Annotated in this window: 29 protein-coding genes and 1 tRNA gene; 18 read left to right on the top strand and 12 right to left on the bottom strand. The window is 66.9% G+C overall.

Annotated features, from left to right (window positions below):
* The first annotated feature begins 55 nt into the window (after window positions 1-55).
* Together PO605_RS01455 and PO605_RS01450 are read left to right on the top strand one after the other, a co-directional pair.
* Window positions 56-628 carry a YceI family protein gene (locus PO605_RS01455; protein WP_016448944.1) on the top strand — a complete coding sequence of 191 codons (573 nt, stop codon included), beginning with the start codon at window positions 56-58 and terminating at the stop codon, window positions 626-628.
* 69 nt (window positions 629-697) lie between these two features.
* Entirely contained in the window at window positions 698-1,276 is a 579-nt protein-coding gene (locus tag PO605_RS01450) for a YceI family protein (protein ID WP_016448945.1), read from the top strand.
* A 64-nt stretch (window positions 1,277-1,340) separates the two neighbouring features.
* On the opposite strand, the gene pdxR is transcribed toward PO605_RS01450, so the two are convergent.
* Window positions 1,341-2,846: a MocR-like pyridoxine biosynthesis transcription factor PdxR gene (gene pdxR, locus PO605_RS01445; protein ID WP_047472109.1), complete on the bottom strand. Its 1,506-nt coding sequence runs from the start codon at window positions 2,844-2,846 to the stop codon at window positions 1,341-1,343.
* Window positions 2,847-2,946: 100 nt separating this feature from the next.
* Between pdxR and PO605_RS01440 the strand changes: the two genes are divergently transcribed.
* From PO605_RS01440 to PO605_RS01430, 3 genes are read left to right on the top strand one after another with little or no spacing between them, the layout of a single operon-like run.
* On the top strand, window positions 2,947-3,576 hold the full coding sequence (locus PO605_RS01440; RefSeq protein ID WP_272205812.1) for an FMN-binding negative transcriptional regulator: 630 nt from the start codon (window positions 2,947-2,949) through the stop codon (window positions 3,574-3,576).
* 34 nt (window positions 3,577-3,610) lie between these two features.
* The gene (locus PO605_RS01435) at window positions 3,611-3,958 is read left to right on the top strand and encodes an antibiotic biosynthesis monooxygenase family protein (RefSeq protein ID WP_047472103.1); all 348 of its coding nucleotides are present in this window, start codon (window positions 3,611-3,613) and stop codon (window positions 3,956-3,958) included.
* Window positions 3,959-3,978: 20 nt separating this feature from the next.
* The gene (locus PO605_RS01430; RefSeq protein WP_047472102.1) at window positions 3,979-4,383 is read left to right on the top strand and encodes a ribosomal maturation YjgA family protein; all 405 of its coding nucleotides are present in this window, start codon (window positions 3,979-3,981) and stop codon (window positions 4,381-4,383) included.
* Here the strand turns inward: PO605_RS01430 and PO605_RS01425 are convergent, their stop codons facing one another.
* Window positions 4,384-4,632 (bottom strand): DUF1272 domain-containing protein, encoded by a 249-nt coding sequence (locus PO605_RS01425; protein ID WP_012204142.1) that lies wholly within the window; start codon window positions 4,630-4,632, stop codon window positions 4,384-4,386. It abuts the gene before it with no gap.
* Window positions 4,633-4,669: 37 nt separating this feature from the next.
* The gene (locus PO605_RS01420; RefSeq protein WP_047472101.1) at window positions 4,670-5,563 is read right to left on the bottom strand and encodes a cation diffusion facilitator family transporter; all 894 of its coding nucleotides are present in this window, start codon (window positions 5,561-5,563) and stop codon (window positions 4,670-4,672) included.
* A 246-nt stretch (window positions 5,564-5,809) separates the two neighbouring features.
* Here PO605_RS01420 and PO605_RS01415 point away from each other — a divergent pair, with 246 nt between their 5' ends.
* The 3 genes from PO605_RS01415 to galU all read left to right on the top strand — a co-directional run bounded on the left by PO605_RS01415 (window position 5,810) and on the right by galU (window position 10,397).
* The gene (locus PO605_RS01415; protein ID WP_047472100.1) at window positions 5,810-6,439 is read left to right on the top strand and encodes a VOC family protein; all 630 of its coding nucleotides are present in this window, start codon (window positions 5,810-5,812) and stop codon (window positions 6,437-6,439) included.
* Between the two features lie 146 nt (window positions 6,440-6,585).
* Window positions 6,586-9,498 carry a valine--tRNA ligase gene (locus PO605_RS01410; RefSeq protein WP_047472098.1) on the top strand — a complete coding sequence of 971 codons (2,913 nt, stop codon included), beginning with the start codon at window positions 6,586-6,588 and terminating at the stop codon, window positions 9,496-9,498.
* Between the two features lie 11 nt (window positions 9,499-9,509).
* Window positions 9,510-10,397 (top strand): UTP--glucose-1-phosphate uridylyltransferase GalU, encoded by an 888-nt coding sequence (gene galU, locus PO605_RS01405; protein WP_047472097.1) that lies wholly within the window; start codon window positions 9,510-9,512, stop codon window positions 10,395-10,397.
* An 85-nt stretch (window positions 10,398-10,482) separates the two neighbouring features.
* On the opposite strand, the gene PO605_RS01400 is transcribed toward galU, so the two are convergent.
* From PO605_RS01400 to cysM, 3 genes are all read right to left on the bottom strand, one after another.
* The gene (locus PO605_RS01400; protein ID WP_012204137.1) at window positions 10,483-10,710 is read right to left on the bottom strand and encodes a sulfurtransferase TusA family protein; all 228 of its coding nucleotides are present in this window, start codon (window positions 10,708-10,710) and stop codon (window positions 10,483-10,485) included.
* A gap of 26 nt (window positions 10,711-10,736) precedes the next feature.
* A complete protein-coding gene (locus PO605_RS01395; protein WP_016452506.1) occupies window positions 10,737-11,339 on the bottom strand; it encodes an NUDIX hydrolase in 603 nt (200 codons plus the stop codon).
* A gap of 77 nt (window positions 11,340-11,416) precedes the next feature.
* Window positions 11,417-12,322, bottom strand: coding sequence for a cysteine synthase CysM (gene cysM / locus PO605_RS01390; protein WP_017407070.1), 906 nt, complete (start codon window positions 12,320-12,322; stop codon window positions 11,417-11,419).
* 39 nt (window positions 12,323-12,361) lie between these two features.
* Here cysM and PO605_RS01385 point away from each other — a divergent pair.
* Window positions 12,362-12,446: transfer RNA gene (locus PO605_RS01385), tRNA-Leu, on the top strand.
* Window positions 12,447-13,084: 638 nt separating this feature from the next.
* Here the strand turns inward: PO605_RS01385 and PO605_RS01380 are convergent.
* Entirely contained in the window at window positions 13,085-13,306 is a 222-nt protein-coding gene (locus tag PO605_RS01380; RefSeq protein ID WP_016452574.1) for a hypothetical protein, read from the bottom strand.
* Window positions 13,307-13,558: 252 nt separating this feature from the next.
* Here PO605_RS01380 and PO605_RS01375 point away from each other — a divergent pair, with 252 nt between their 5' ends.
* Both PO605_RS01375 and PO605_RS01370 read left to right on the top strand, forming a co-directional pair.
* On the top strand, window positions 13,559-13,936 hold the full coding sequence (locus PO605_RS01375) for a CidA/LrgA family protein (protein WP_017407068.1): 378 nt from the start codon (window positions 13,559-13,561) through the stop codon (window positions 13,934-13,936).
* Window positions 13,933-14,679, top strand: a complete 747-nt coding sequence (locus PO605_RS01370; RefSeq protein ID WP_016448958.1) for an LrgB family protein — start codon at window positions 13,933-13,935, stop codon at window positions 14,677-14,679. Before PO605_RS01375 ends, PO605_RS01370 begins: the two co-directional genes overlap by 4 nt.
* Window positions 14,680-14,799: 120 nt before the next feature.
* Here the strand turns inward: PO605_RS01370 and PO605_RS01365 are convergent, their stop codons facing one another.
* Window positions 14,800-15,747, bottom strand: a complete 948-nt coding sequence (locus PO605_RS01365) for a LysR substrate-binding domain-containing protein (RefSeq protein ID WP_012204131.1) — start codon at window positions 15,745-15,747, stop codon at window positions 14,800-14,802.
* Window positions 15,748-15,976: 229 nt separating this feature from the next.
* Between PO605_RS01365 and PO605_RS01360 the strand changes: the two genes are divergently transcribed.
* The 5 genes from PO605_RS01360 to PO605_RS01340 all read left to right on the top strand — a co-directional run bounded on the left by PO605_RS01360 (window position 15,977) and on the right by PO605_RS01340 (window position 20,455).
* On the top strand, window positions 15,977-17,173 hold the full coding sequence (locus PO605_RS01360; RefSeq protein ID WP_016448959.1) for an acyl-CoA dehydrogenase: 1,197 nt from the start codon (window positions 15,977-15,979) through the stop codon (window positions 17,171-17,173).
* A gap of 189 nt (window positions 17,174-17,362) precedes the next feature.
* The gene (locus PO605_RS01355) at window positions 17,363-18,610 is read left to right on the top strand and encodes a CaiB/BaiF CoA transferase family protein (protein WP_047472094.1); all 1,248 of its coding nucleotides are present in this window, start codon (window positions 17,363-17,365) and stop codon (window positions 18,608-18,610) included.
* A 140-nt stretch (window positions 18,611-18,750) separates the two neighbouring features.
* A complete protein-coding gene (locus tag PO605_RS01350) occupies window positions 18,751-19,725 on the top strand; it encodes a tripartite tricarboxylate transporter substrate binding protein BugE (protein WP_272205805.1) in 975 nt (324 codons plus the stop codon).
* 159 nt (window positions 19,726-19,884) lie between these two features.
* Entirely contained in the window at window positions 19,885-20,154 is a 270-nt protein-coding gene (locus PO605_RS01345; RefSeq protein ID WP_047217841.1) for a type II toxin-antitoxin system RelB/DinJ family antitoxin, read from the top strand.
* Complete coding sequence (locus PO605_RS01340; RefSeq protein WP_026062230.1) at window positions 20,126-20,455, top strand: type II toxin-antitoxin system YafQ family toxin; 330 nt, start codon at window positions 20,126-20,128, stop codon at window positions 20,453-20,455. Before PO605_RS01345 ends, PO605_RS01340 begins: the two co-directional genes overlap by 29 nt.
* On the opposite strand, the gene PO605_RS01335 is transcribed toward PO605_RS01340, so the two are convergent.
* Complete coding sequence (locus tag PO605_RS01335; RefSeq protein ID WP_047472796.1) at window positions 20,452-21,318, bottom strand: LysR family transcriptional regulator; 867 nt, start codon at window positions 21,316-21,318, stop codon at window positions 20,452-20,454. The genes PO605_RS01340 and PO605_RS01335 overlap by 4 nt on opposite strands.
* A 117-nt stretch (window positions 21,319-21,435) precedes the next feature.
* Here PO605_RS01335 and PO605_RS01330 point away from each other — a divergent pair, with 117 nt between their 5' ends.
* Both PO605_RS01330 and PO605_RS01325 read left to right on the top strand, forming a co-directional pair.
* Entirely contained in the window at window positions 21,436-21,897 is a 462-nt protein-coding gene (locus PO605_RS01330) for a nucleoside deaminase (protein ID WP_047472795.1), read from the top strand.
* 4 nt (window positions 21,898-21,901) lie between these two features.
* Window positions 21,902-23,140 carry a cyanate transporter gene (locus tag PO605_RS01325; protein WP_272205804.1) on the top strand — a complete coding sequence of 413 codons (1,239 nt, stop codon included), beginning with the start codon at window positions 21,902-21,904 and terminating at the stop codon, window positions 23,138-23,140.
* A 6-nt stretch (window positions 23,141-23,146) separates the two neighbouring features.
* Here PO605_RS01325 and PO605_RS01320 read toward each other — a convergent pair whose 3' ends face one another.
* The 3 genes from PO605_RS01320 to PO605_RS01310 all read right to left on the bottom strand — a co-directional run bounded on the left by PO605_RS01320 (window position 23,147) and on the right by PO605_RS01310 (window position 25,596).
* A complete protein-coding gene (locus PO605_RS01320; protein WP_016452582.1) occupies window positions 23,147-24,373 on the bottom strand; it encodes a sugar transporter in 1,227 nt (408 codons plus the stop codon).
* 100 nt (window positions 24,374-24,473) lie between these two features.
* Window positions 24,474-24,863, bottom strand: a complete 390-nt coding sequence (locus tag PO605_RS01315) for a VOC family protein (protein WP_016448965.1) — start codon at window positions 24,861-24,863, stop codon at window positions 24,474-24,476.
* A 79-nt stretch (window positions 24,864-24,942) separates the two neighbouring features.
* Window positions 24,943-25,596: an NAD(P)-dependent oxidoreductase gene (locus PO605_RS01310; protein WP_016448966.1), complete on the bottom strand. Its 654-nt coding sequence runs from the start codon at window positions 25,594-25,596 to the stop codon at window positions 24,943-24,945.
* Window positions 25,597-25,700: the final 104 nt, after the last annotated feature.

Below are 25,700 nucleotides of genomic sequence, written 5' to 3'. Positions count from 1 at the left end.
GCGCGCCCCAGCCATCCCCGATCGAATGTTTCCCGACCCCCAAAGGAGTCCTGCCATGCGCTTTTCCGCCACGCTGACCACCATTGCCCTGGCCGCTGCGGCCCTGACCTCCCAGGCGGCCCTGGCCGAGCAAAAGCTCGTTCCCGCCCAGAGCGCCGTGAACTTCACGGCCAAGCAGATGGGCGTGCCCCTGCAGGGCCACTTCAAGAAATTCGACGCCCAGGTCCAGTTCGACACGGCCAAGCCCGACACCAGCAAGATCCGCTTCACCGTGGACACCGGCAGCGCCACCATGGGCGCCAAGGAAACCGATGCCGAGCTGCCCAAGGCCGATTGGTTCAATGTCGCCAAATTCCCCCAGGCCGTCTTCGACTCCACGGCCGTCAAGGCGCTGGGCGGCGGCAAGTACCAGGTGGACGGCAAGCTCAGCATCAAGGGCCAGGTCCAGAACGTGAGCATTCCCGTGCAACTGGCACAGTCCGGCACCACGACCACGGCCACCGGCACGCTGCCGCTCAAGCGCCTGCAGTTCAAGATCGGCGAAGGCGAATGGGGCGATACCTCCATGGTGGCCGACGAGGTCCAGGTGCAATTCAAGCTGGCCCTGACCGGCGTGGGCAAGCTGTAAGCGGCACTCTTGCCCAGCATTGGCCGTTTTCTTTTCCGTTTCGTGCAACCCCAACCTAGGAGTTCTTTCATGCGCACTTCCGTGTTTGCCCTGGCCATTGCCGGCCTGTTCGCCACCGCTGCCCAGGCGGCTCCCGCAACCTACGCCATCGACCCGACGCACACCTTCGCCACGTTCGAGATCGACCACAACGGCGCCTCGACCAACCGCGTGCGCTTCGACAAGAAGAGCGGCACCGTGGAATTCGACCGTGACGCCAAGGCCGGCAAGGTCGAAGTCGTGCTGGAAATGGACTCGCTGAGCTCGGGCACCGCCGCCTTCGACAAGCACCTCAAGAGCGCCGACATCTTCAACGTGGCCAAGTTCCCCCAGGCCAAGTTCGTCTCCGACAAGTTCGTCTTCGACGGCGACAAGCTCAAGGAAGTCACCGGCCAGCTGACCATCCTGGACAAGACCCAGCCCGTGACCATCAAGGCCAACAAGTTCACCTGCTACCCCAACGCCATGCTGCAAAAGCGCGAGACCTGCGGCGGCGACTTCGAGGCCGTGATCGACCGCACCGCCTTCGGCGTGAACTACGGCGTGGACTACGGCTTCCCCAAGCAAGTGCGCCTGGTGATGTCCATCGAAGCGGTCAAGCAGCAGTAAGACCGCGCTGGGCAAAGCGCCTTTAGGGGCGTCGGCACCCAAGGCCCGTGAACCGGCACCCCGGTCACGGGCTTTTTTGCGTTGCGGATTGGGTCTGCCACTGACTGACCACGCCCGCCAGCCTGCGCACCCCTTGCTCGATGGCCTGCGGCTGCAGGCTCGCATAACCCAGGACCAGCCCGGCGCAGGACTGGCGGCGATGGGCATCACCGGCCGCATAGAGCGGCGAGATGGGGCGAACGCCCACGCCGCGCTCTCGCGCCAACCGCACCAGGGCAATCTCATCGCGCTGGTGCACGGCAGGCACCCAGGCCACCACATGCAGGCCGGAGGCCGAGCCTTCGACCTGCACCGCGCCCGGCAGGTGCCGCTCCAGCGCCTGCAGCAATGCCGCCCGCCGGCCTTCGTTGCGACGGCGGGCAGCGCGCACATGGCGCTCGTAGCTGCCGTCGTCGATCAGCGCGGCCAGCACCAGCTGGTCCAGGCGCGGCGCATGCCGGTCGGCCAGCCGCCGGGCTTCCCGGAACACGGGCACCAGGGACGGCGGCAGCACCAGGTAGCCCATGCGCATCTGCGGGGACAAGGCCTTGGAGAAGGTGCCGACATGGATGACGCAACCCACCTCGTCAATGGACTGCAGGGCGTCGATGGGGCGCAGCCCGTAGCGGAACTCGCCGTCGTAGTCATCCTCCAGAATCCAGGCACCCGTGGCGCGCGCCCAGGCCAGCAGTTGCTGCCTGCGGCCTATGGGCAGCACGCCGCCCAGCGGAAACTGGTGCGAGGGCGTGACATAGGCCAGCCGCGCCTGGCGCCCGGCCAGCGCCGAGGTATCCAGGCCCTGTTCATCGACGGCCATTTCCTGCAGGCATGCGCCCTGGGCCTCGAACACGCGGCGCGCCATCAGGTAGCAGGGCTCTTCCATCAGCACGGTCTCGCCCGGATCGACCAGCACGCGTGCGCACAGGTCGATGGCCTGCTGCGAGCCCTGCACCACCACGATCTGATCGGCCGAACAGACAAGCCCCCGCGCCCGGCGCAGATAGCCTTGCAGCGCCATGCGCAGCGCCGGCTCGCCTTCGGGCGCGTCGTAGGACAGGGAAGACTGGCGCTGCACGATGGCGCGGTTGTAGGCACGCCGCCAGGCCAGCGTGGGAAAGTCATCAAAGGCCAGGGCGCCGTAGAGAAAGTCGATCACGGCAGGCTCTTCATCCCCGGCGCGAGCGGGCTGGGCCTGCGCCAGCGCATCCACGCGCCGTCCATAGGAAGACAGGCGGGATCGGCAATCCTGCGCCGCAGCCGCAATGCGGGGCGCGCGGCTGCGCTGCTCCGCGCCAGCTGCCACGCGCGCCCGTGCGCCCTGTGCAGTCTCCAGATAGCCCTCGGCCGCAAGCTGCTCGTAGGCCGCCGTGACGGTGGTGCGCGACACACCCAGGTCCAGCGCCAGCGCGCGGGTGGAAGGCAGGCGTGCGCCCACGGCCAGGCTGCCGTCGGCCATCTGGGATTTCAGCCATTCGTGGATGCGGCGGGCGCTGGGCGCAGCCCCGGTATCGGCGGCGAAATGGGACTTCAACTGGTCTTCCAAAAAATCACGAAACTGGATTTTTCATTGTGCCAGGGATGGTGGATAGTCCTGTTTCCCCCGATGCCGGTCCACCGTTGCACCAAGCTCCATGTACACGCCCGCCCATTTCTCCCTCACCGATTCCGACAGCCTGCACGGCCTGATCCGCAGCTACCCCCTGGGCACGCTCGTCACCCAGGCCAACGGCGTGCTGGACGCCAACCACCTGCCGTTCCTGCTGGATGCGGACCCAGGGGAGATGGGCACGCTGAGCGCCCATGTGGCCCGCGCCAATCCCATCTGGCAGCAGTGCCGCGACGGCGCCGAGGTGCTGGTCATCTTCCGTGGTGCCGAAGGCTATATCTCGCCCAGCTGGTATCCAAGCAAGCACGAGACGCACCGCCTGGTGCCCACCTGGAACTACGAGGCCGTGCATGTGCACGGGCAAATCAGCATCCATGACGACGAGAGATTCGTGCGCGGCCTGGTCGGGCGGCTCTCGCGGGTCCATGAGGCATCGCAGGCCCAGCCCTGGAAGATGTCCGACTCGCCGCGTGAATTCATCGACGGCATGCTGCAGGCCATCGTCGGCCTGCAGATCCGCATCACCCGCCTGGAGGGCAAGGCCAAGCTCAGCCAGAACCGGCAGGCCCGCGACCTGGCAGGCGCCATCGGCGCGCTGCGCGAGCGCGGACAGGAGCCGCTGGCCGGTGCCATGGATGCGGCGCCGCGCATCTAGCGCCAGCCACCCTCACACAGGTTGCCAACCACCGATGTACACATCCACCTTCACCTTCGCGCCGGGCGAATACGACGCACCATTCCATGCCCTTGACGGCCGGATCGCCGAGATCGCCCGCGCCATCCCCGGCTACCTGGGCGAAGAGGCCTGGGAGAACCCCGCCACAGGCCTGGTCTCCAACGTCTACTACTGGCAGACCTGGGAGGCGCTGCAGCAACTGATGCGCCACCCTGCGCACCTCGAAGCCAAGCAGCAGCAGGCGCGCTGGCTCAAGGGCTACCAGGTGGTGATCGTCCAGGTGGTGGGCAGCTACGGCGATGGCGGGATAGCGCACCCGCTGGCCACCGCTGCGCAAGGCACTGCGCACCAGGCTCGCTGACCGGACCCGCTTTTGGCCCGATGATGGCGGCCATGCGATGGCGTTTTGATCCTGTTTCCCTGGCGTGGGCGGTGGCCCTGTTTGTCTTGCTCGTGCTGCTGGCCACCGTCGGCGCGCGCTGGGGCTGGGTGCGCAGCTTCTTCGGCGACGTGTTGGCCGTGGCCTGGGTCTATGCCGTGTTCAAGACCGTGATCGCCGCGCGCGTGCTGCTGCTGGCGTCGGCCGCGCTGGGCGTGGGCCTGCTGGTGGAGCTGGGCCAGTTCCTGGCATTGACCTTCCAGTTGCACATTCCCAACCGCGCCTTGCGCATCGTGCTGGGCAGCACGGCCGACTGGTGGGATGTGCTGGCCTATGTGATGGGTTTTGCAGCCGTGCTGGCGGTGGAGGCTGCGTTCCGTGGCCGCAGAGCCAGGCCTGTGCTCTGATCAGGCCCTTACAGCGCAGCCACCGGCCTTGAGCACCCGCTTCGTCGAGGCCGGATACCGCTCCAGCTTGTCCGCCGGCCGGCGCGGCCTGGCCACCAGCTCGCCACCGCAGTTGGGGCAGGCGCCGTGCAGCACATGATCCGCACAGCCGGCACAGAACGTGCACTCGAAGGTGCAGATGCGGGCCTCGGCAGACTCTGGCGGCAGGTCCTTGTCGCAGCATTCGCAGTTGGGTCGAAGCTCAAGCATCGGTGCACTCCGGGTGTGGTCCATGAAGACTGGCATCCTAGTGGATGTGCTCTGCCGGGGAGCGGTCCTCGCGCTCCATCTGCAGCGTCGTATGGTGCAGGTCGAAGCCGGCCTGCAGCCTGTCCTCGATATCGCGACGCACCTGCTCGCCGTCCGCGCCGGGCAGCAGCACCACATGGCCGGTCAGCATGGGCTTGCTCTGCGTGACCGCCCACAGGTGGACATCGTGGATTGCTGCCACGCCCGCCGTGCCCGCAATCGTCTCGCGCACCGCCTGCAGGCTCATCCCTGAGGGCACGCCTTCCAGCAGGATGTTGATGCACTCGCGCAACAGGGTCCAGGTCCGCGGGAACACCATGAAGCCGATGCCCACGGCCACCGCCGAGTCGATCCACCGCCAGCCCGTCAGCCAGATCAGCGCAGCACCGGCGAGCACGCCGACCGAGCCCAGCATGTCCGCCCACACCTCCAGATACGCGCCTTTCACGTTCAGGCTCTCGTCCTTGCCACCCGACAGCAGGCGCATGGAGAGCAGGTTGATCACCAGCCCCACGGCCGCCACCGCCATCATGCCCAGGGACTGGATTTCCGCAGGTGCCGACAGGCGGCGGTAGGCCTCATACAGGATGTAGAAGGCCACTCCCAGCAGCACCAGTGCGTTGACGGCGGCGGCCAGGATCTCGAAGCGCGCATAGCCGTAGGTGCGCAGCAGGTCGGCTGCCTTGCGGCCGGCGCGTATCGCCACCAGGGCCAGCAGCAGCGCCATCGCGTCGGTCAGCATGTGCATGGCGTCGGAGATCAGGGCCAGGCTGCCCGTGACCATGCCGCCGATGATCTCCACCACCATGAAGGTGCCGGTCAATCCGAAGGCAAACCAGAGACGGGATTCCGGCAGGGCGCGCACGTCGCCGTGCTGATGGCTGTCGCTCATGAGATTCCTTGACTTGAAAACGGTTGTGAACAGAGGGCCGCCGCATCCATGGCGACCATGGCAAGCGGGGGATCGGACCTCGATGAGAAAGCGTGAAGTGACTTGAAGGTCAAGTGCTGGCGGCAACTCGGCACCGCAGGTGGCCCGGACACCGCAGCGCGCATATCCCTGCATCCATCGCAACATTTCATTTAGGTAAATTGATTACGAATAGTAGAATCAAGACATCCACCAAGGAGACATTCGATGAACACAAGCGCCCGTCCCGACCTGTCCACACTGCCACCGCCCGCCGCCGTGCAGCAGCTGCACCACTACGCCTACAAGGCCCGCGATGCCGAGGAGACCCGCCACTTCTACGAGGACATCCTGGGCCTGCCGCTCTACCACATCATCCAGAGCGACTACGTGCCCAGCACGGGCGAGTACTGCCCCTACACGCACTTCTTCTTCCGCCTGAAGGATGGGTCGTTCATCGCCTTCTTCGACATCGGCGACGACGAAAAGGCCCTGCCCTCGCCCAACACGCCGCTGTGGATCAACCACATCGCCTTCCGCGTGGACACCGTCGAGGAACTGGAGAACACCAAGGCCCGCCTGGTGGCGCATGGCATCGAGGTGCTGGGCGTGACCGACCACCACATCTTCAAGAGCATCTATTTCTTCGATCCCAACGGCATCCGCCTGGAGCTGTCGGCCCAACTGGCCGACGAAGTGCAGATGGCGCGCGAAAGCACCACCGCCCACGCCTGCCTGAACGAGTGGACGGCACGCAAGGAGCAATGGCGCAAGGAACGCGCCGAAGGCAAGGCCGCCCAGCCGCTCAAGCCCCAGAGCAACGACCGGCCCGAGTTCGTCCCCGACGCAGCGGCCTGAATAAGACCCGGCGAACAGGCAGGCGGACGGGGTCGGTAGAATCCCCGTCAAACCGTCATCCATTTCGCATATGCAGACGGCATCCCTTCAACGGATGCCGTTTTCATTTGCCAAACGCCATTCGCACAATTCCCCGCAAGCAAGCCATGAGCGACACCATTGCCCAGCCAGGCCTCGACAGCCTGTCCAAATCGTTTGAACCCGCCGCCATCGAGGCCCAATGGGGCCCTGAATGGGAAAAGCGCGGCTACGGCGCAGCCGGCGTGCGCGGCACGGGCCAGGCAGATGCATCCCAGCCCTCGTTCTCCATCCAGCTGCCGCCGCCCAATGTGACGGGCACGCTGCACATGGGCCATGCGTTCAACCAGACCATCATGGACAGCCTCACGCGCTACCACCGCATGAAGGGCCACAACACGGTCTGGGTGCCCGGCACCGACCACGCGGGCATCGCCACGCAGATCGTGGTGGAGCGCCAGCTGCAGGAGCAGGGCATTGCCAGCCGCCACGACATGGGCGCGACGCCTCCCGAGGCGCGCAAGAACTTCGTCAGCAAGGTCTGGGAGTGGAAGAACCAGAGCGGCAACACCATCACCGGCCAGATGCGCCGCATGGGCGACAGCGTGGACTGGAGCCGCGAGTACTTCACCATGGACGACAAGCTGTCGTCCATCGTCAACGAGACCTTCGTGCGCCTGTACCAGCAGGGCCTGATCTACCGCGGCAAGCGCCTGGTCAACTGGGACCCCAAGCTGATGTCGGCCGTCTCCGACCTCGAGGTCGAGAACGAGGAGAAGGACGGCTCGCTGTGGCACATCGCCTATCCGCTGTCCGACGGCTCGGGCCAGCTCGTGGTGGCCACCACGCGCCCGGAAACCATGCTGGGCGACGCAGCCCTGATGGTGCACCCCGAGGACGAGCGCTACCAGGCGCTGATCGGCAAGACCGTGATCCTGCCCCTGGTGGGCCGCGAGATCCCCATCATTGCCGACGACTACGTGGACCGCGAGTTCGGCACGGGCGTGGTCAAGGTCACGCCTGCGCATGACAACAACGACTACGCCGTGGGCCAGCGCCACGGCCTGCCGATGATCTGCGTGCTGACGCTGACGGCCACCATCAACGACGAGGCGCCCGAGAAGTACCGCGGCATGGACCGCTTCGTGGCGCGCAAGGCCATCGTGGCCGACCTGGACGCGGCCGGCCTGCTGGTCGAGACCAAGAAGCACAAGCTCATGGTGCCCATCTGCACGCGCACGGGCCAGGTGATCGAGCCCATGCTGACCGACCAGTGGTTCGTGGCCATGAACAAGGTGGGCGAAGGCGATGCCACCGGCAAGTCCATCGCACAGAAGGCCATCGATGCCGTCTCCAGCGGCCAGGTGCAGTTCGTGCCCGAGAACTGGGTCAACACCTACAACCAGTGGATGAACAACATCCAGGACTGGTGCATCTCGCGCCAGCTGTGGTGGGGCCACCAGATTCCCGCCTGGTACGACGAGGACGGCAAGGTCTACGTGGCCCGCACCGAGGAAGAAGCCCAGGCCCAGGCCCCCGGCAAGACGCTCACGCGCGACGAGGACGTGCTGGACACCTGGTACTCCTCGGCCCTGGTGCCGTTCTCCACCATGGGCTGGCCGAACCAGACCGAGGCGGCCGACGATGACTACAACCTCTACCTGCCCAGCTCGGTGCTGGTCACGGGCTACGACATCATCTTCTTCTGGGTCGCCCGGATGATCATGATGACCACGCACTTCACGGGCCGCGTGCCCTTCCGCCATGTCTACATGCATGGCCTGGTGCGTGACGCCCAGGGCAAGAAGATGAGCAAGTCCGAGGGCAACGTGCTCGACCCCGTGGACCTGATCGACGGCATCGACCTGGACACCCTGCTGGACAAGCGCACCCAGGGCCTGCGCCGCCCCGAGACCGCCCCCCAGGTGCGCAAGAACACGCAAAAGGAATTCCCCGAGGGCATTCCCGCCTACGGCGCCGACGCGCTGCGCTTCACCTTCGCGGCCCTGGCCTCGCTGGGCCGCTCCATCAACTTCGACAGCAAGCGCTGCGAGGGCTACCGCAACTTCTGCAACAAGCTGTGGAACGCCAGCCGCTTCGTGCTGATGAACTGCGAAGGCCATGACTGCGGCCTGCTGCCCCACACCAAGGAGCAATGCCAGGCCGGCGGCGAGTTCGCGGGCTACATGCAGTTCAGCCAGCCCGACCGCTGGATCACCTCGCAGCTGCAGAAGGTCGAGGCCGAAGTGGCCAAGGGCTTTGCCGAATTCCGCCTGGACAACGTGGCCAACGCGCTGTACGACTTCGTCTGGAACGAGTTCTGCGACTGGTACCTGGAAATCGCCAAGGTGCAGATCCAGACCGGCAACGAGGCCCAGCAGCGCGCCACGCGCCGCACGCTGATCCGCACGCTGGAGGCCATCCTGCGCCTGGCCCACCCCATCATCCCGTTCGTGACCGAAGCCCTGTGGCAGAAGGTCGCCCCGGTCGCCGGCCTGCCCGGCGAGTCCGTGGCCGTGGCCCGCTACCCCGAGGCCCAGCCCGAGAAGATCGACGAGGCCGCCATCGCCTACGTGGGCCGCATCAAGCAGATGATCGACGCCTGCCGCACGCTGCGCGGCGAGATGGGCGTGTCGCCCGCACAGCGCCTGCCGCTGCTGGCCGTGGCCAGCTCGGCCGACGAGGCACAGTTCCTGCGCACCAATGCCGCCGTGCTTCAGAACCTGGCCAAGCTCAGCGAAGTCAAGGTGTTCGACGACGAAGCCGCCTGGGCCGAGGCCGCCCAGGCCGCGCCGGTCTGCGTGGTGGGCGAGGCGCGCCTGGCGCTGTTCGTGGAGATCGACGTGGCCGCCGAAAAGGCCCGCCTGTCCAAGGAAGCCGCACGCCTGGAAGGCGAGATCACCAAGGCCAATGCCAAGCTGGGCAACGAGGCCTTCGTGGCCAAGGCACCTCCGGCCGTCATCGACCAGGAAAAGAAGCGCGTGGCCGACTTCGGCGCAACGCTGATCCGCATCCAGGAACAACTCGCCCGCCTGGGTTGAAAGATCCGTTTATGAGCACCCAGACCCGTGTCCGCAAAGCCGTGTTTCCCGTTGCCGGGCTCGGCACGCGCTTTCTGCCCGCCACCAAGGCCTCTCCCAAGGAGATGCTGCCCGTGGTGGACAAGCCGCTGATCCAGTACGCCGTGGAAGAGGCCTACGAGGCCGGCATCCGCGACATGATCTTCGTCACCGGCCGCAGCAAGCGCGCCATCGAGGACCATTTCGACACCGCCTACGAGCTGGAAAACGAGCTGGAGAACGCCGGCAAGCAGGCCATGCTGGAGCTGGTGCGCAGCATCAGCCCCGCCGACATGAACTGCCTGTTCGTGCGCCAGCCGCGCTCCCTGGGCCTGGGCCATGCCGTGCTATGCGCCGAGCCGCTGGTGGGCAACGAGCCCTTTGCCGTGCTGCTGGCCGACGACCTGATGGTGGGCGAGCCTGGCGGCCCGGGCGTGATGGCCCAGATGACCTCGGCTTTCCAGAAACAGGGCCGCTCCCTGCTGGCCGTGCAGGAAGTGCCGCTGGAGCAGACCAAGCGCTACGGCATCGTGGCCGGCGAGCCGGCCGGCGGCGCGCTGATGCGCATCGAGAAGATCGTCGAAAAGCCCGCGCCCGAGAAGGCGCCTTCGCGCATGGGCGTGGCCGGCCGCTATGTGCTGACACCGGCCATCTTCGAGGAGATCCGCAACCAGCCCAAGGGCGTGGGCGGCGAGATCCAGCTGACCGACGCCATCGAACGCCTGATGGCCCATGAAGCCGTCTACGCCTTCCAGTACCAGGGCAAGCGCTACGACTGCGGCAGCAAGGAAGGCTTTTTGCAGGCCACGGTGGAGCTGGCGCTGCAGCACGAGGACGTGGGCGCGAGCTTCCGCGAATACCTGCAGGGCCTGAGCATCTGAGGCCGGGCCTCGGAGCCGCCCCTGCCCCATGCAAAAGGCCTGCGAAAGCAGGCCTTTTTCTTTGGAGCGAGCCGCGTGCAGCCGCTCAGCGCCGGCGCAGGATGTGGATGAACTCCGCGCCCACGGTCTGCTGCTCCACCAGCTCATTGCCGGTCTGCTTGGCGAAGGCCTGGAAGTCGCGCAGCGATCCGGTATCCGTGGCCACCACCTTGAGCAGCTGGCCGCTGTCCAGTTCGGCCAGCGCCTTCTTGGCCTTGAGAATGGGCAGCGGGCAGTTGAGCCCGCGCGTGTCGATTTCCTTGTGAATTTCCATCGGATGCACCTCTTGAGCCTGGGATTCTAGGCGGCATCGCGGCTGAGGCCGGCAGCAGTGTCTTGATCGGCGCGACTCGCTTCAGCCTCCTGGGCCTGCTCGGCACGCTTCCAGAAGTCACGGATCACAGGATCATGCCCCCGGCTGCGCAGCCACTTGGCCAGCGCCATGCCCGTGCCCGAAGGCCAGGCCTGGACTTTCTCGGGCTCCAGCAGGCGGTATTCCAGCAGCTCGGGCGACAGCCGCACCTGGCCGCTGGCGCGCACATGGAAGGCGATGATCACCTGGTTCATGCGCAGGAACTCATGCACGCTGATCAGCTCCAGCGACTCGGCCTTCAGGCCGGTTTCCTCCGCCACCTCGCGCGCCACGCCCTCCTCGGGCGACTCGCCGGCCTCCATGAAGCCCGTGATCAGGCCGAAGACCTTCTCGGGCCAGGCCGCATTGCGCGCCAGCAGCACCTTGCCGTCCAGCTCCACGATGGCGGCCAGCACGGGCGTGGGATTGTTCCAGTGCGTCCAGCCGCACTCGGGGCAGCGCAGGCGCGATACATCGCCGCCGTCCTCGGCCTGGATCACCCACTGCAGGGGGGTGGCGCAGTGCGTGCAATAGCGGGTTTCATAGTGCATGGGGCTGTTCCTGGTTTTTTGCTGTCCTGGCTCAATGCAAACAGGAAGGCCCGCCGGAAGGCGGGCCTGTCGCTGTATCAGGCGGGGAAGACGCCCGTGGACAGATAGCGGTCGCCGCGGTCGCAGACCACGAAGACGATGGTGGCGTTGTTCTCGCGCTCGGCAATCTGCTGGGCCACCCAGCAGGCGCCGGCAGCCGAGATGCCGGCAAAGATGCCTTCCTCGCGCGCCAGGCGGCGCGCCATGTCTTCGGCATCGTCCTGGCCCACGAGCACGGTCTCGTCGATCAGCGAGGCGTCGTAGATCTTGGGCATGTATTCCTCGGGCCACTTGCGGATGCCGGGGATGCGCGAGCCCTCGGCCGGCTGGGCGCCCACGATGCGGATGGCAGGGTTCTTTTCCTTGAGGAACTTCGCCACGCCGGTGATCGTGCCCGTGGTGCCCATGGCGCTCACGAAATGGGTGATCTCGCCGCCGGTCTGCTCCCACAGCTCGGGGCCGGTGGTCTCGTAGTGGATACGCGGGTTGTCGGGATTGCCGAACTGGTCGAGCACCACGCCCTTGCCCTGGGCCACCATCTGGTCGGCCAGGTCGCGCGCGTATTCCATGCCGCCGCTCTTGGGCGTGAGGATCAGCTCGGCGCCATAGGCCTTCATCGTCTGGGCACGCTCGATGGACAGGTCCTCGGGCATGATCAGCACCATCCGGTAGCCCTTGATCGTGGCGGCCATGGCCAGCGCAATGCCGGTATTGCCCGAGGTCGCCTCGATCAGCGTGTCGCCGGGCTTGATGTCGCCGCGCTCTTCGGCGCGGCGGATCATCGACAGGGCCGGCCTGTCCTTGACCGAACCGGCCGGGTTGTTGCCTTCCAGCTTGCCCAGCACCACGTTGCCACGTTCCTGGCGAGACTGCGCACCGATGCGCTGCAATGCCACCAGGGGCGTGCGGCCGATGGCGTCTTCGATGGTCGGATAAATTTTCATAGCCTCACACTGTGCCATAATTCGCCCCTGCGCTAAGTAGCCCGGGTGGTGAAATTGGTAGACGCAGGGGACTCAAAATCCCCCGCCGCAAGGCGTGCCGGTTCGATTCCGGCCCCGGGCACCAGAGATTACGTAGCCGAAAAAGCAGTCCGCTGCTTTTTCGGCTATTTCTTTTCCGGCCGCTGTCTTCACAGTGTCCGCACACCCCTCCTTCCTGCACCAGCCCTTTTCAGCGGCTGCACTGCAATTCAAGGCCTCCAGCCTGACCAGATCCTGCGTCCTCATGCCTTGGGCGGGATAGCCCCTGCGCGCTTTCACCCGCACACCACCCAACCTGTGCACAACTTTGGCATCAAGCCACCGCCAAGGCGGAAACGGACTGCAATCAGGCGCATGTCCAGCCCGCCTCGAATCGCCCCCACCGCGGCCTGCCCCCTAGCCTTGCCCAGTGCGCGAAATCCGGCACCTTCCCTCTGAAAACCGGTATCTGCACCATCGCCATGCAGCCAATTTCCGGCGCGGTCACCAGCCCGGTGCGCCCGCTGCAAAAGCCTGGTAATGCCCATGAAAAAAGCCACCCTGGGGTGGCTTTATTTCTCCACAGAACCCTTGAACAACCCTGTGGATATTCAGTGAACAGCAAGTGAACGAGGCGTCCAAGTGCTTGCATTCACTGGCCGCAAGCTAGGCTGCCTGCAAATCAGGCAGCCCCTGAATCCAAGGGAAAACCCTTGGAACCGAGGTCACCTGTCGCGCCGCGCCTCAGGCATCGGAGCGGCGGATCTGGGCACGGCCCGCCGCCGTGATGTGCCATTGATGGCTGCTGTCCACTTCGACCAGTCCACGCTCGCGCAGCCTCTTGGACAGATGCTCGCGCGCCGCGCTTTCCAGCGATACGGGCTCGCCCATTTCCAGCTTCTTGAGCACTTCGAGTTCATCCACCGTCGGCTCGTACACGGGTGCGTGATATGTGGTTTCGGCCATCGCTACTCCTTCGCTATTCAAAGTCTCATGCCCCGGCACTGCCCAAGGCATGGGTCCCAACATAGCGTTGGCCGGGACGCCGCGCAATCGGTGTCCGCACCTTTTTTCGCGATGTGGGCGATGATGGCACGCTTTGCGGCGGCGTCCCACAGGTGCCAGGGCACTGCCCTGTCCGGGAAACGGGCAGCCCGCTCTCTTGCCGCCGCCCTCTGCTCTCCGCTCTTGCCATCTGCTCCAGGGATTCAGGTTTTCATGTTGTACGCCATCACCGCCTTGTTCGCCTTCCAGTTGCTGGGAGAGGCCATCGTCCAGCTCACGGGGCTGCCGCTTCCGGGAGCGCTCATGGGCACGCTGCTGCTGCTGGCGGCGCTGCTGCTGCACGGCCGCCTGCCCGAGTCGCTGGAGAAGGCCGCCGGCGTGCTGCTGCAGAACATGATGCTGCTGTTCATTCCCGTCATTGCAGGCGTGATGCTGGAGTTCGACCGGCTGTCGCGCGAATGGCAGCCCTTCGTGATCGCCTGCGTGGCGGGTGCAGCCATTACCTTCCTGGCCACGGCCTTCACCTTCCGCTGGTGCCTGGAGCGCCAGCGCGCCCGCGAGGCGGCCGCCAGCCAGGGAGACAAGGCATGAACGCGCTCACCACCCACTGGCACAGCGCCTGGCAGTCGCTGTCCGGCAATGCCTCCACCGCCCACCTGCCCTGGCTGGTGCTGACCATGGCCGTCTACCTGGCGGCCATGGCGCTGTACCGCCGAAGCGGCAACCATCCGCTCCTGATTCCCGTGTTCACGGCCGTCGTCGTCATCGTGGGCGTGCTGCTGGCCACGGGCACCTCCTATGCCAGCTACCGCAGCGGCGTCTCGCTGCTGGGACTGCTGATCGGCCCGGCCACCGTCGCGCTGGCAATTCCGCTGTACGCCCAGCGCGAGCGCATCCGCGCGCTGTGGCTGCCCATCAGCGTGGCGCTGGCCGTGGGCTGCGTGGTGGCGTTGCTGTCGGCACTGCTGATCGGCTGGAGCCTGGGAGCGACGGTGCAGACGCTGGTGGCGCTGGCGCCCAAGTCGGCCACCATTCCCATCGCCCTGCCCATGGCCGAGCGCTTTGGCGGGCCGGCCTCGCTGGCGGCCGTGGCCGTGGCCATCACCGGCATTGCGGGCACGATGATGGCGCCGCTGCTGATCCGCCTGGTGCGCAGCGATGACCCGGCCGTGCAGGGTTTTGCCCTGGGACTTACGGCCCACGCCATCGGCACGGCACGCGCGCTGCAGGTGAATCCGACCATGGGCGCCTTCTCGGCCCTGGCCATGGGCCTGAACGGCGTGGCCACGGCCGTGGTCATGCCGCTGTGCCTGGCCGTGCTGCCCTGGTTTTGAGCGCGATTGCGGGTTTTCCCCAGAGACACCCCCACAAGCCTGTGGACAAGCGCCGCCAGCAGCAAGGATAAGTCAGTTAAGTGACTGTCATCGTTGAACAATCCAAGGCCTGCTTAATTATCAGGCAGGCCGGTGCTCCCTGGCGCGCTGCTGCAGCCATGAAGAGAACACGCGCAGGGCGGGCGCGGGCTGGGCATCGGGCGCCAGGGCCGGGGTGACCAGGTAGTAGGCGCGGTTGCCGCGCAGCGGCTGGGGGCAGGCAATGATGAGGTCGCCGCGCGCCAGCTCCTGCTCGATCAGCATGGGCGGCATCAGCGCCACGCCCAGGCCCTGGCTGGCGGCCACGGCCAGCATGGAGAACAGCTCCAGCCGCATGCCATCCAGCGCGCGCGGCGCGGCCACGCCCATGGCATCGAACCACTGCTGCCAGCCGTAGGGCCGCGTGCTTTGCTGCAGCAGCGGCATCCGGGCCACGATGTCCGCCCCCACAGGCAGCCAGGCCCGGCCCGGCTCGCGCGCCTGGGCCGTGGCCAGCAGTTGCGGGCTGCACACGGGCACCACCTCTTCGTCCATCAGCCATTGCGCCTGCACACCGGGCCAGCGTGCCACCTGCTCGGGCGTGCCTGCATAGAGCGCAGCGTCGAACACGGTATCGGCAAACAGGAAGGGCCGCGTCTGCACATCGATGTGCACGGTGACCTCGGGATGCTCGCGCGCCAGCTGCGGCAGGCGCGGCAGCAGCCAGCGCGTGGCGAAGGTGGGCACGGCCGCCAGGTTGAGCGGGCCTCCCTCGCCCTGGTGGGCCATGATGTCCAGCGTGTCGCGTTCCAGGCCGTGCAGCCAGCGCGAGACCTGCTGGGCGTACTGCGTGCCGGCCTCCGTCAGCAGCACGCCGTGGCGCGTGCGCCGGAACAGCTGCACGCCCAGGAACTCTTCCAACGCAATGATCTGGCGCGATACCGCGCTTTGCGTGAGCGACAGTTCCTGCGCCGCACGCGTGTAGCTGATGTGGCGGGCGGCCGACTCGAAGCAGGCAAGGGCTTGGGTGGATGGCAGGGCTCTACGCATATTTCATGAATTCAATGCACTTCAGAGCCTCACATCATAGGGAATAACCCGCAACAACCCATTCATACATGCGTTTTACGCATTCATGGATGAACAAACATCGTTTGCGCCACGCGCAGGCCCGCTTCTAAGATGCGTCGCAACAACGCTCCATGGTCACAGCCTGCCCGGCTTTGGCATATGGCAGCGACCCGCCCTTGACCTCTTTGTTTTTTGGAGAAACCACGCCATGGCCCGCAACAGCTTCCAATGGGATGACCCCTTCCAGCTCGACCAGCAACTGAGCGAAGACGAGCGCATGATCCGCGACGCGGCCCATGCCTACTGCCAGGAGAAGCTGGCCCCCCGCGTGCTGGAAATGTTCCGCCATGAAAAGACCGACGTGAGCATCTTCCGCGAGATGGGCGAGCTGGGCCTGCTGGGCCCCACCATCCCCACGCAGTACGGCGGCGCGGGCCTGAACTATGTCAGCTACGGCCTGGTGGCACGCGAGATCGAGCGCGTGGACTCGGGCTACCGCTCCATGGCCAGCGTGCAAAGCTCGCTGGTGATGGTGCCCATCAATGAATTCGGCACCGAAGACCAGAAGAACAGGTACCTGCCCAAGCTGGCCAGCGGCGAGTTCATCGGCTGCTTCGGCCTGACCGAACCCGACCACGGCTCCGACCCCGGCAGCATGTCCAGCCGCGCCTACAAGGTGGACGGCGGCTACCGCCTCAAGGGCAACAAGATGTGGATCACCAACAGCCCCGTGGCCGACGTGTTCGTGGTCTGGGCCAAGGAAGTGACCGAGGACGGCCATGTGGGCGAGATCCGCGGCTTCATCCTGGACAAGGGCATGAAGGGCCTGTCGGCCCCGGCCATCCACGGCAAGGTGGGCCTGCGCGCCTCCATCACGGGCGAGATCGTGATGGACGACGTCTTCGTTCCCGAGGAAAACGCCTTCCCCGAAGTGCGCGGCCTCAAGGGCCCATTCACCTGCCTGAACAGCGCACGCTTCGGCATTGCCTGGGGCGCCCTGGGCGCAGCCGAGTTCTGCTGGCACACGGCGCGCCAGTACACGCTGGACCGCAAGCAGTTCGGCCGCCCCCTGGCCGCCAACCAGCTGGTGCAGAAGAAGTTGGCCGACATGCAGACCGAGATCACCCTGGGCCTGCAGGCCGCGCTGCGCGTGGGCCGCATGAAGGACGAGCACCAGAACGTGATCGAGATCACCTCGCTGATCAAGCGCAACAACTGCGGCAAGTCGCTGGACATTGCCCGCATGGCGCGCGACATGATGGGCGGCAACGGCATCAGCGACGAGTTCGGTGTGGCCCGCCACCTGGTCAATCTGGAAGTGGTCAACACCTACGAGGGCACGCACGATGTGCATGCGCTGATCCTGGGCCGGGCGCAGACCGGCATCGCAGCTTTTGCCAACTGACCCCCTGAGGCGCTTCGCGCCTTCCCCCTTCTCGCTTCGCGGAGGGGGACGACGCCCTCGCCGCGAGGCGGCTCTTGCTCGGCGTCCCTGGCCTGCTCCACGCCCATGTCACACGCTATGGGTGATGGAAGCTCAAGCCCAGAGCTGAACTACCAGCGGCATCGGGCGCGCTCATATTTCTTCCCTCTCATGTCCTCCACATCCTCCGCGCCGGCCGCATTGGCCGGCATCAAGGTGCTTGATCTTTCCCGCGTGCTGGCCGGGCCCTGGTGCACGCAGACACTGGCCGACCTGGGCGCCGATGTGATCAAGGTCGAGCGGCCCGTGGCCGGCGATGACACGCGCCACTGGGGGCCTCCGTTCCTGCCGCGCGACGATGGGCAGGCCACGCAGGAGGCCAGCTATTTCACGGCCTGCAACCGCAACAAGCGCTCGGTCACCATCGACATGTCCACCCCCGATGGGCAGCAGCTGATTCGCCAGATGGCGGCCGGGGCCGATGTGCTGGTGGAGAACTTCAAGGTCGGTGGCCTGGCGCAGTACGGGCTGGACTACGAAAGCCTCAAGGCGCTCAACCCGCGCCTGATCTATTGCTCGGTCACGGGTTTCGGCCAGACCGGCCCGTATGCCGAGCGCGCGGGCTACGACCTCATGGTGCAGGCCATGTGCGGACTGATGAGCATCACCGGCCATGCCGACGGGGCGCCCGGAGGCGGCCCGCTCAAGGTGGGCGTGGCTGTGATCGATGTCTTCACGGGCCTGTATGCCAGCAATGCCATCCTAGCCGCGCTGCATGCGCGCCAGGCCTCGGGCCGGGGCCAGTACATCGACATGGCCCTGCTCGACGTGGGCATGGCCGTGCTGGCCAACCAGGCCGCCGGCTTTCTGGCCACGGGCGAATCGCCGGGCCGCGCCGGCAACATCCACCCCAGCCTGGCGCCCTACCAGGACTTCGCCACGGCCAACGGCAACGTGCTGCTGGCCATTGGCAACGACGGCCAGTTCGCGCGCTTTTGCGCCGCCGTCGGCGAAGCCGGCTGGGCGCAGGACGAGCGCTTTGCCACCAACACCGCGCGCGTGCGCAATCGCCAGGCGCTGCTGGAGCGGATGGTGCCCCTCATGAAGACACGCGGCACGGCCGAATGGATTGCGCTGCTGGAAGACAAGGCCGTGCCCTGCGGCCCCATCAACACCATCGCCCAGGCCTTCGACGACCCGCAGGTGCGCGCACGCGGCATACGCGTCGAGCTGCCGCGCGAGGCCGGCGACGGCATCTCGCGCATCGCCGGCGTGGCCAGCCCCATGCGGCTGAGCGACACCCCGCCCGTGCTGCGCAGCGCACCGCCCTCCCTGGGCCAGCACACCGATGAAGTGCTGGGCGAGCTGGGCATTGCGCCCATGGCCATCCAGGCGCTGCGCTCGCGCGGCGTGGTCTGATCGCCTGCGCCAGGCAACACCGCCTCCTCCAAATCTTTTTCCTCAAGCACCGCCATACGAATGTCTTAAAAAACCCAGCCCTCCCACCCGTCGGTGCCTCACAACAAACGCTCACAACATCCATTCAAGGAGACAACACCATGACTCACACCACTCGCATCGCGCTCGCCGGCATCCTCGGCGCCCTCGCGCTGTCGGGCGCAGCCCATGCCCAGGGCTACCCTGCCAAACCCATCAAGCTGCTCGTGCCCTTCGCGGCCGGCGGCACCACCGACCTGATCGCGCGCATCGTGGCCGAGCCGCTGGGCCGCGCCCTGGGCCAGCCCGTGGTGGTCGAGAACAAGGGCGGCGGCGGCGGCAGCATCGGCGCGGCCGAGACGGCGCGCGCCCAGTCCGACGGCTACAGCCTGGGCATTGCCACCGTGTCCACCACGGCCACCAACCCGGCGATCAACCCCAAGATCCCGTACAACGTGCTGACCGACTTCACGCCCATCGTGAACATCGCGGCCACGCCCAACATCATTGCGGCCCACCCCAAGTTCGCGGGCAAGAACTACCAGGAGTTCCTGGCCGAGGTGAAGAAGAACCCCGGCAAGTACTCCTACGCCTCGCCTGGCAACGGCAGCATCACCCATCTGATGATGGAGATGTTCAAGCTGTCCACGGGCACCGACATCACCCACGTGCCCTACCGTGGCAGCGGCCCCGCGCTGAACGACGCCGTGGCCGGCCAGGTTCCGCTGATCTTCGACAACCTGCCCTCCGCCCTGGGCTTCGTCAAGGAAAAGCGCCTGGTGCCCATCGTGGTGGCCGCGCCTCAGCGCCTGGCAGCGCTGCCCGATGTGCCCACCTTCAAGGAAGTGGGCCTGGCCCCCGTCAACCGCATGGCCTACTACGGCATCGTCGGCCCCAAGAACCTGCCGCGCGACATCGTGGACAAGGTCAATGCCGCCACGCGCAAGGTGCTGCAGGACCCCGCCATCAAGAAGCGCATCGAGGAAACCGGCTCGCTGATCGTGGCCGACACACCCGAGCATTTCTTTGAAGAGATCAAGGCCGAACTGGCGGTCTACAAGGACGTGGTGCAAAAGCAGAACCTGACGATGGATTGAGCCTGCGCGTCTCCACCGACCATCCCCGCCACGGCGGGGATTTTTGTTGGAGGGCTCGAAGGCGGGAGCCGCCAAGCGACATCCCAGCAACCTGCCTGCCTACCTGTCTTCTGCCCTGCGAGATACAATGTATCTCACCCATTTTTGCAGAAGCACACCATGGCAACCACCACCATGATCCACGTGCGCGTGGATGAAGAGATCAAGGCACAGGCCGCCGAAACCCTGGCCGGCATGGGCTTGACGGTGTCGGATGCCGTACGTGTCTTCCTGATGCGCGTGGTGGCCGACCAGCAATTGCCCTTCGACCTCAGGGCACCCAACGCCGAGACGCGCGCAGCCATGCAGGAGGCACGCGCCATGCGCAAGGGACGCTTTGCCACCGCGGACGATTTGCTCCATGACCTCGAAAAAGGCAGCGAGCAGTAAGCGCGCAGTCCTTCCCCGCGCATCGGACCGGACCAAGGCTTTCGCCAAGGACTGGGTCCGGCTGTCGCATTCCGGCCGCCATGACATGAAGCGGTTGAAGGAGGCCATGCTGCTGCTGATTGCCAACGACGCCCCCCTGGAGCCTCAGTGGCTTGACCATGCCCTCACCGGCGACTGGGCCGATCACAGGGAGTGCCACGTGGGGGGCGATTTCCTGCTGATCTACCGGCTCGATGGCCAGGGCGCCAACGAATCGATCATTTTCGTGCGAGCCGGCACGCACGCCGAGCTGTTCGACTAAGACACGCCCAGCAACGCCTCGCACACCTCACACAGGCGCCCGGCCAGACGTCGACCCGGCGCCGACAACTGGGCCCGCACGTGCAGTGCCACTTCCACATCAGGCACGGGGGCGAAGCCGGCCATGCCGTCGAGCAGGCGGTGGCCGGGCCCAACCAGCCGGCGCGGCAGCAGGCTGATGCCCAGGCCCTGCTCCACGGCGGCTTCCAGGCTGGCCAGGCTGGCGCTCACATAGGCCAGGCGCCAGCGCCGGCCGGCGGCATCCAGCGCATGCGTCATCTCGCTGCGGTACAGGCCGCCCTGCGGAAATACCACCAGAGGCAAGGGATCCATCCCGTGGCAGGGATGCCGCGCACTGTCTATCCAGGCCAGCGGTTCAGGCCAGCGCGCCATGCCGGGCGTGCTGCCGCTGCGCTGCTTGACGATGGCCAGGTCCAGCTCGCCGGACTGGAACTGCTGCCATATCGCCTGCGACAGCCCGCTGGTCAGCTCCAGGCGCAACTGCGGCTGGCTGCGCGCCAGCGCGCCCAAGGCGGGCATCAAGGCATTGCCGGCAAAGTCCTCTGGTACGCCGATGCGCAGCACGGCTTCGGTGGCGCCAGCCAACTGCTCCACGGCCTCGTCCATGAGCGCGAGGATGCGTTGCGCATAGGCCAGCAGGCGCTCTCCTTCCAGCGTGCATTCCACATGGCGCCCGCTGCGGTCCAGCAGCGTGCAGCCCATTTGCTCCTCCAGCCTGCGGATCTGCTGGCTGACCGTGGACTGGGTCAGGTGCACGCCCTGCGCCGCGCGCGTGAAGCTGCCGGTTTCGGCCACGGCGCAGAAGCTGCGCAGCAGGGTGGGGTCTATGGAAGAGGGCTGCATGGGGCTTGGGCGAATTTCAGTGGCTTTGTCACTGCCTGGCATTTGATCATTTAATTTTCCAATTGATGGCCCCCGTCCTAGACTGCGGCCTCAGCTCCCGATTGCCCAGCCATCCCCATGCAAGAACAAGAACACATCCGCCTGCTGCGCCATGCCGTGCAGCTGGCGCACGACAACCGCCTGCGGGGCGGCCGGCCCTTCGGCGCCCTGCTCGCGCGCGAGGGGCAGATCCTGTCCACGGGCGTCAACGAGATCGTGCAAAGCCATGACCCCAGCGCCCACGCAGAAATGCAGGCGCTGCGCGCGGGCACGCGCGCCCAGGCCAACGTCAGCCTGGCCGGCTGCACCATCTACGCCAGCGGCCACCCCTGCCCCATGTGCCTGGCGGCGCTGGTGATGGCCGGGGCCGAGCAGGTCTTCTTCGCCTTCGACAACGCGGATGCCCAGCCGTATGGTCTGTCCAGCGAGGGCGCCTACCAGCGGCTGCGCATGCCGCTGCAGCCGCCACCGCTGCCCCTGACGCGGCTGGACACGGGCATCACGGCGGCCCAGCTGTACGGCAACGTCCCCTGGGCCTGAAGCCATGTCGTCCATTGCGCCTGCGCACACCGAGACCCCTGCCGCGGCACACGCCATTCCAACGGCGCTGTGGCTGGCCACCGTCGTGCTGGTCACGCTGAACCTGCGCCCGTTTCTCACGGCCATCGGCCCGCTGGGACCGCAGATCCAGTCCGCCACCGGCATGGATCTGTCCACGCTGTCCTGGCTGACCCTGCTGCCCATGGCGTTGATGGGCGTGGGCGCCTGGCTGGCCCCGGCCGCGCTGCGGCGCCTGGGTCCGCGCCGCGCCGTGGTCGGCTCCTTGGCGGTGATTGCGCTGGGCTGCGCGCTGCGCGTGGCGGGCTCCAGTGCGGCCACCCTGCTGGCCACGGCCGCGCTGTGCGGCGCTGGCGTGGCCCTGGTGCAAGGCGTGCTGCCGGGCCTGATCAAGCGCCAGTCGCCCGCACGCACGGCGCAGATGATGGGGCTGTACTCGGCCGCGCTCATGGGCGGCGGCGCCCTGGGCGCCCAGATTTCGCCGCTGGCCGTGCAATGGGGACTGGATTGGCGCCTTGCGCTGGCGCTGTGGACTGCGCCCGCCCTGCTGGCAATGGCGCTGGCGCGGCATGCGCTGCGTGCGTTGCCGGCTCCGGCGCCCATGGCAGGGGCCAACGCCACGCAAGACACCGGCTGGCTGCGCCGGCGCCCGCGCACCTGGATGCTGATGGCCTGCTTCGGCCTCATCAACGGCGGCTATGCGGCCATGGTGGCCTGGCTTGCGCCCTTCTACCAGACGCACGGCTGGAGCCCCGCGCAAAGCGGCGGCCTGGTCGCCCTGCTGTCGGTGGCCCAGGCCGGCGCCGCGCTGGGCCTGCCCGTGCTGGCCGCGCGCCATGCCGACCGGCGGCCATGGCTGGGGTTCACGCTGCTGTGCCAGATCATCGGCCTGGCCGCGCTGGCCTGGTGGCCTGATGCGGCGCCGCTGCTCCACATCGTCATACTCGGCATCGGCCTGGGTGGGTGCTTCGCCTTGATGATGGTGGTGGCGCTCGACCATCTTCCCCACCCCACGCAGGCCGGGGCGCTCAATGCGCTGATGCAGGGCGGCGGCTTTCTGATTGCGGCGCTGGCGCCCTATGTGATCGCCCGGCTGCACCAGTTCACGGGCGGATTCGGCGCCGGCTGGCTGGCCCAGATGGCCGCCGTGCTCGTGGTCTGCGTGCTGGTGTCCCGCCTGGCACCGCAGCGCTACGCCCAGGCCATGCGGGCACCCGGCGGCTGACCCGCTTCAGTGCGCCGTTGCCTGGAAGCCGGCAGACCAGCGCACGAAGGCCCAGACGCACCAGGCCAGGCCCAGCGCCACCAGGCCGCCGCCGATCCAGCCAATGTTCTGCATGCCCGCGTGCATGCTGACCTGGCTGCCCAGCAGCGCGCCGCCGCCAATGCCGATGTTGAAGATGCCCGAGAACATGGACATGCCCACATCGGTGGCGTCGGCAGCCAGCTTGAGCACCTGGGACTGCATGGCCAGGGCGAAGCAGATCATGGCGACACCCCAGACCGAGCTCATCACATAGAGCGATGCCTCATGGCCCGAGGCCGGCACCAGCATCAGCAGGCTGGCCGACAGCACGCCAATGGCGGCCAGCAGAAAGCCGCGCGGATGGCGCAGGCCCCACCAGCTGAACATCACGCTGCCCACGATGCCCATGCCGCCGTACAGCAGCAGCACGGCCGTGGTCACCTTGCCCTCGAAGCCCGCGATGTCCTGCACGAAGGGCTCGATATAGCTGTAGGCCGTGAACTGCCCGGTGATCACGACCACCAGCAGGATGTAGATGGACAGCAGCGCCGGACGGCGCAGCAGCATGGGCACGCTGGCCAGGTTGCCCGCGTTCTCGCTGGGCAGGCGCGGCAGCAGCCGGGCCAGGGCCACCATGACGATGGCGGCCACCCCGCCCACGGCCAGGAACGTCGTGCGCCAGCCCAGCCATTCGCCCACGATCCGGCCCAGCGGAATGCCCAGCACCATGGCCATGGAGGTGCCGGTGGCCAGCAGGCTCAGCGCCACGGCCTTCCTGCCGGGCGGCGCCACGCGCACGGCCAGCGAGGCCGTGATGGACCAGAACACCGCATGCGACAGCGCGATGCCGATGCGGCTGACCATGAGCGACGCAAAGCTCCAGGCCACGCCCGACAGCACATGGCTGGCCACGAACAGCGCGAACACGCCCATCAGCAGCTTGCGCCGCTCCACATTGCGCGTGAGCAGCATGAAGGGCAGCGAGGCCAGGGCCACGATCCAGGCATAGATGGTCAGCATCAGCCCGACCTGCTCGGTGGGCATGCCAAAGCTCGCGCCAATGCTGCTGAGCAGGCCCACGGGCACGAACTCGGTGGTATTGAAGACGAAGGCGCCCAGCGCCAGCGCGATCACGCTGAGCCAGGCCTGGGCGGCCGTGGGTGTGGATGACGCGGAAACGGAGCCGGCCGCAGCGGAAACGGAAGGGGGCATGGGGAACGTGGGGCCTTTTTTGTTGCAGCGCAATATTGTGCTGCGCCATGCGACCGCCTGATGTCAGCTGCCGCGCAGGCCCCAGTGCCGCCAGGGAGACTCAGGCGGGCGGCAGGTGGCAGACGGCCTCGATGTTGTGGCCGTCGGGGTCGAGCACGAAGGCTGCGTAATAGTCGTCATGGTAGTGCGGTCGCAGGCCGGGCTCGCCATTGCAGCGCCCGCCTGCGGCCAGGGCGGCCGCGTGGAAATCATCGACCATGTTGCGGTTGTCCACGCGAAAGGCCACATGGATGGGCGGCTGGTTGGGCTCGCCGCCGGTGATCCAGAAATCAGGCTTGGGCGGCTCGCCAAAGCCGGCCGTGTCGCCGTGGCCGGTGAGCTCGGCGGACAGCTCCATCAGGATCTCGTAGCCCAGGGGAGCCAGCGCCCGCGCATAAAACTCCCGGCTGCGGTCGAAGTCCGATACGAGGATTCCCGTGTGGTCGATCATGGCGGCGCTCCTGCCTGTTCGTGACAGGCACCAGCATGCCATGGAGGCCGCCTGCGCACCAGCCGGGAGCCCCCGGTGCTCAGTAAGCGACGGTAAAGCGCTCGCGCAGGTGCAGGCCCTTGTCCAGCGCATCGACCAGGGCCACGGCCAGATCGGCGGCGGAGATGGTGCCGGGCTGGCCGTCGGCCTGCATCAACGGCTCATCCTTGCCCGTGCGGTACTGGCCCGTGCGCTCGCCATGGTCACCCAGGTGCAAGGCAATCGGCGGGCTCAGCATCGTCCAGTCCAGGCCCTGCTCCTTTTGCAGATCGTTGAGGGCATCGCGCGCAGCCGAGGCGCCGGGCTTGATGGCGGCCGGGAACTCGGGCGTGTCCACCAGTTGCCTGCCGGGCGCGATGTAGAGGCTGCCCGCACCGCCCACCACCAGATAGCGCTTGACGCCAGCCGCCTTCGTGCCCGCCACGATGGCGCGCGAGCCGCGCATGAAATCCTCATAGATGTCGGGATTGCCCCAGCCCGCGTTGTAGGCGCTGACCACGGCGTCCGCGCCTGCCACGGCCCGCTGCACGGCGGCGGCATCCAGCACATCGGCCTGCACGGCGTGCAGATGCGGCTGGGCCGCCAGCCTGGCGGGGTCGCGCACCAGGGCCACGACCTCGTGACCGCGCTGCAGCAGCTCCTTCAATACCGCCGACCCCACAAAGCCGGTTGCGCCAATGAGTGCCACTTTCATCTTCATTCCTTTGCGGCGCCTGGGCGCCTGTTCACGATGGCATTGAGATTACGCCGTTCACAATCGCTGCGGAAGACAGCAGTTTTCACCAACAGCTTGAAGCA

Source organism: Delftia sp. DT-2, from assembly GCF_028401915.1.
GTDB lineage: Bacteria > Pseudomonadota > Gammaproteobacteria > Burkholderiales > Burkholderiaceae_C > Comamonas > Comamonas tsuruhatensis.
This window is presented reverse-complemented; position numbering and strand designations above follow the sequence as displayed.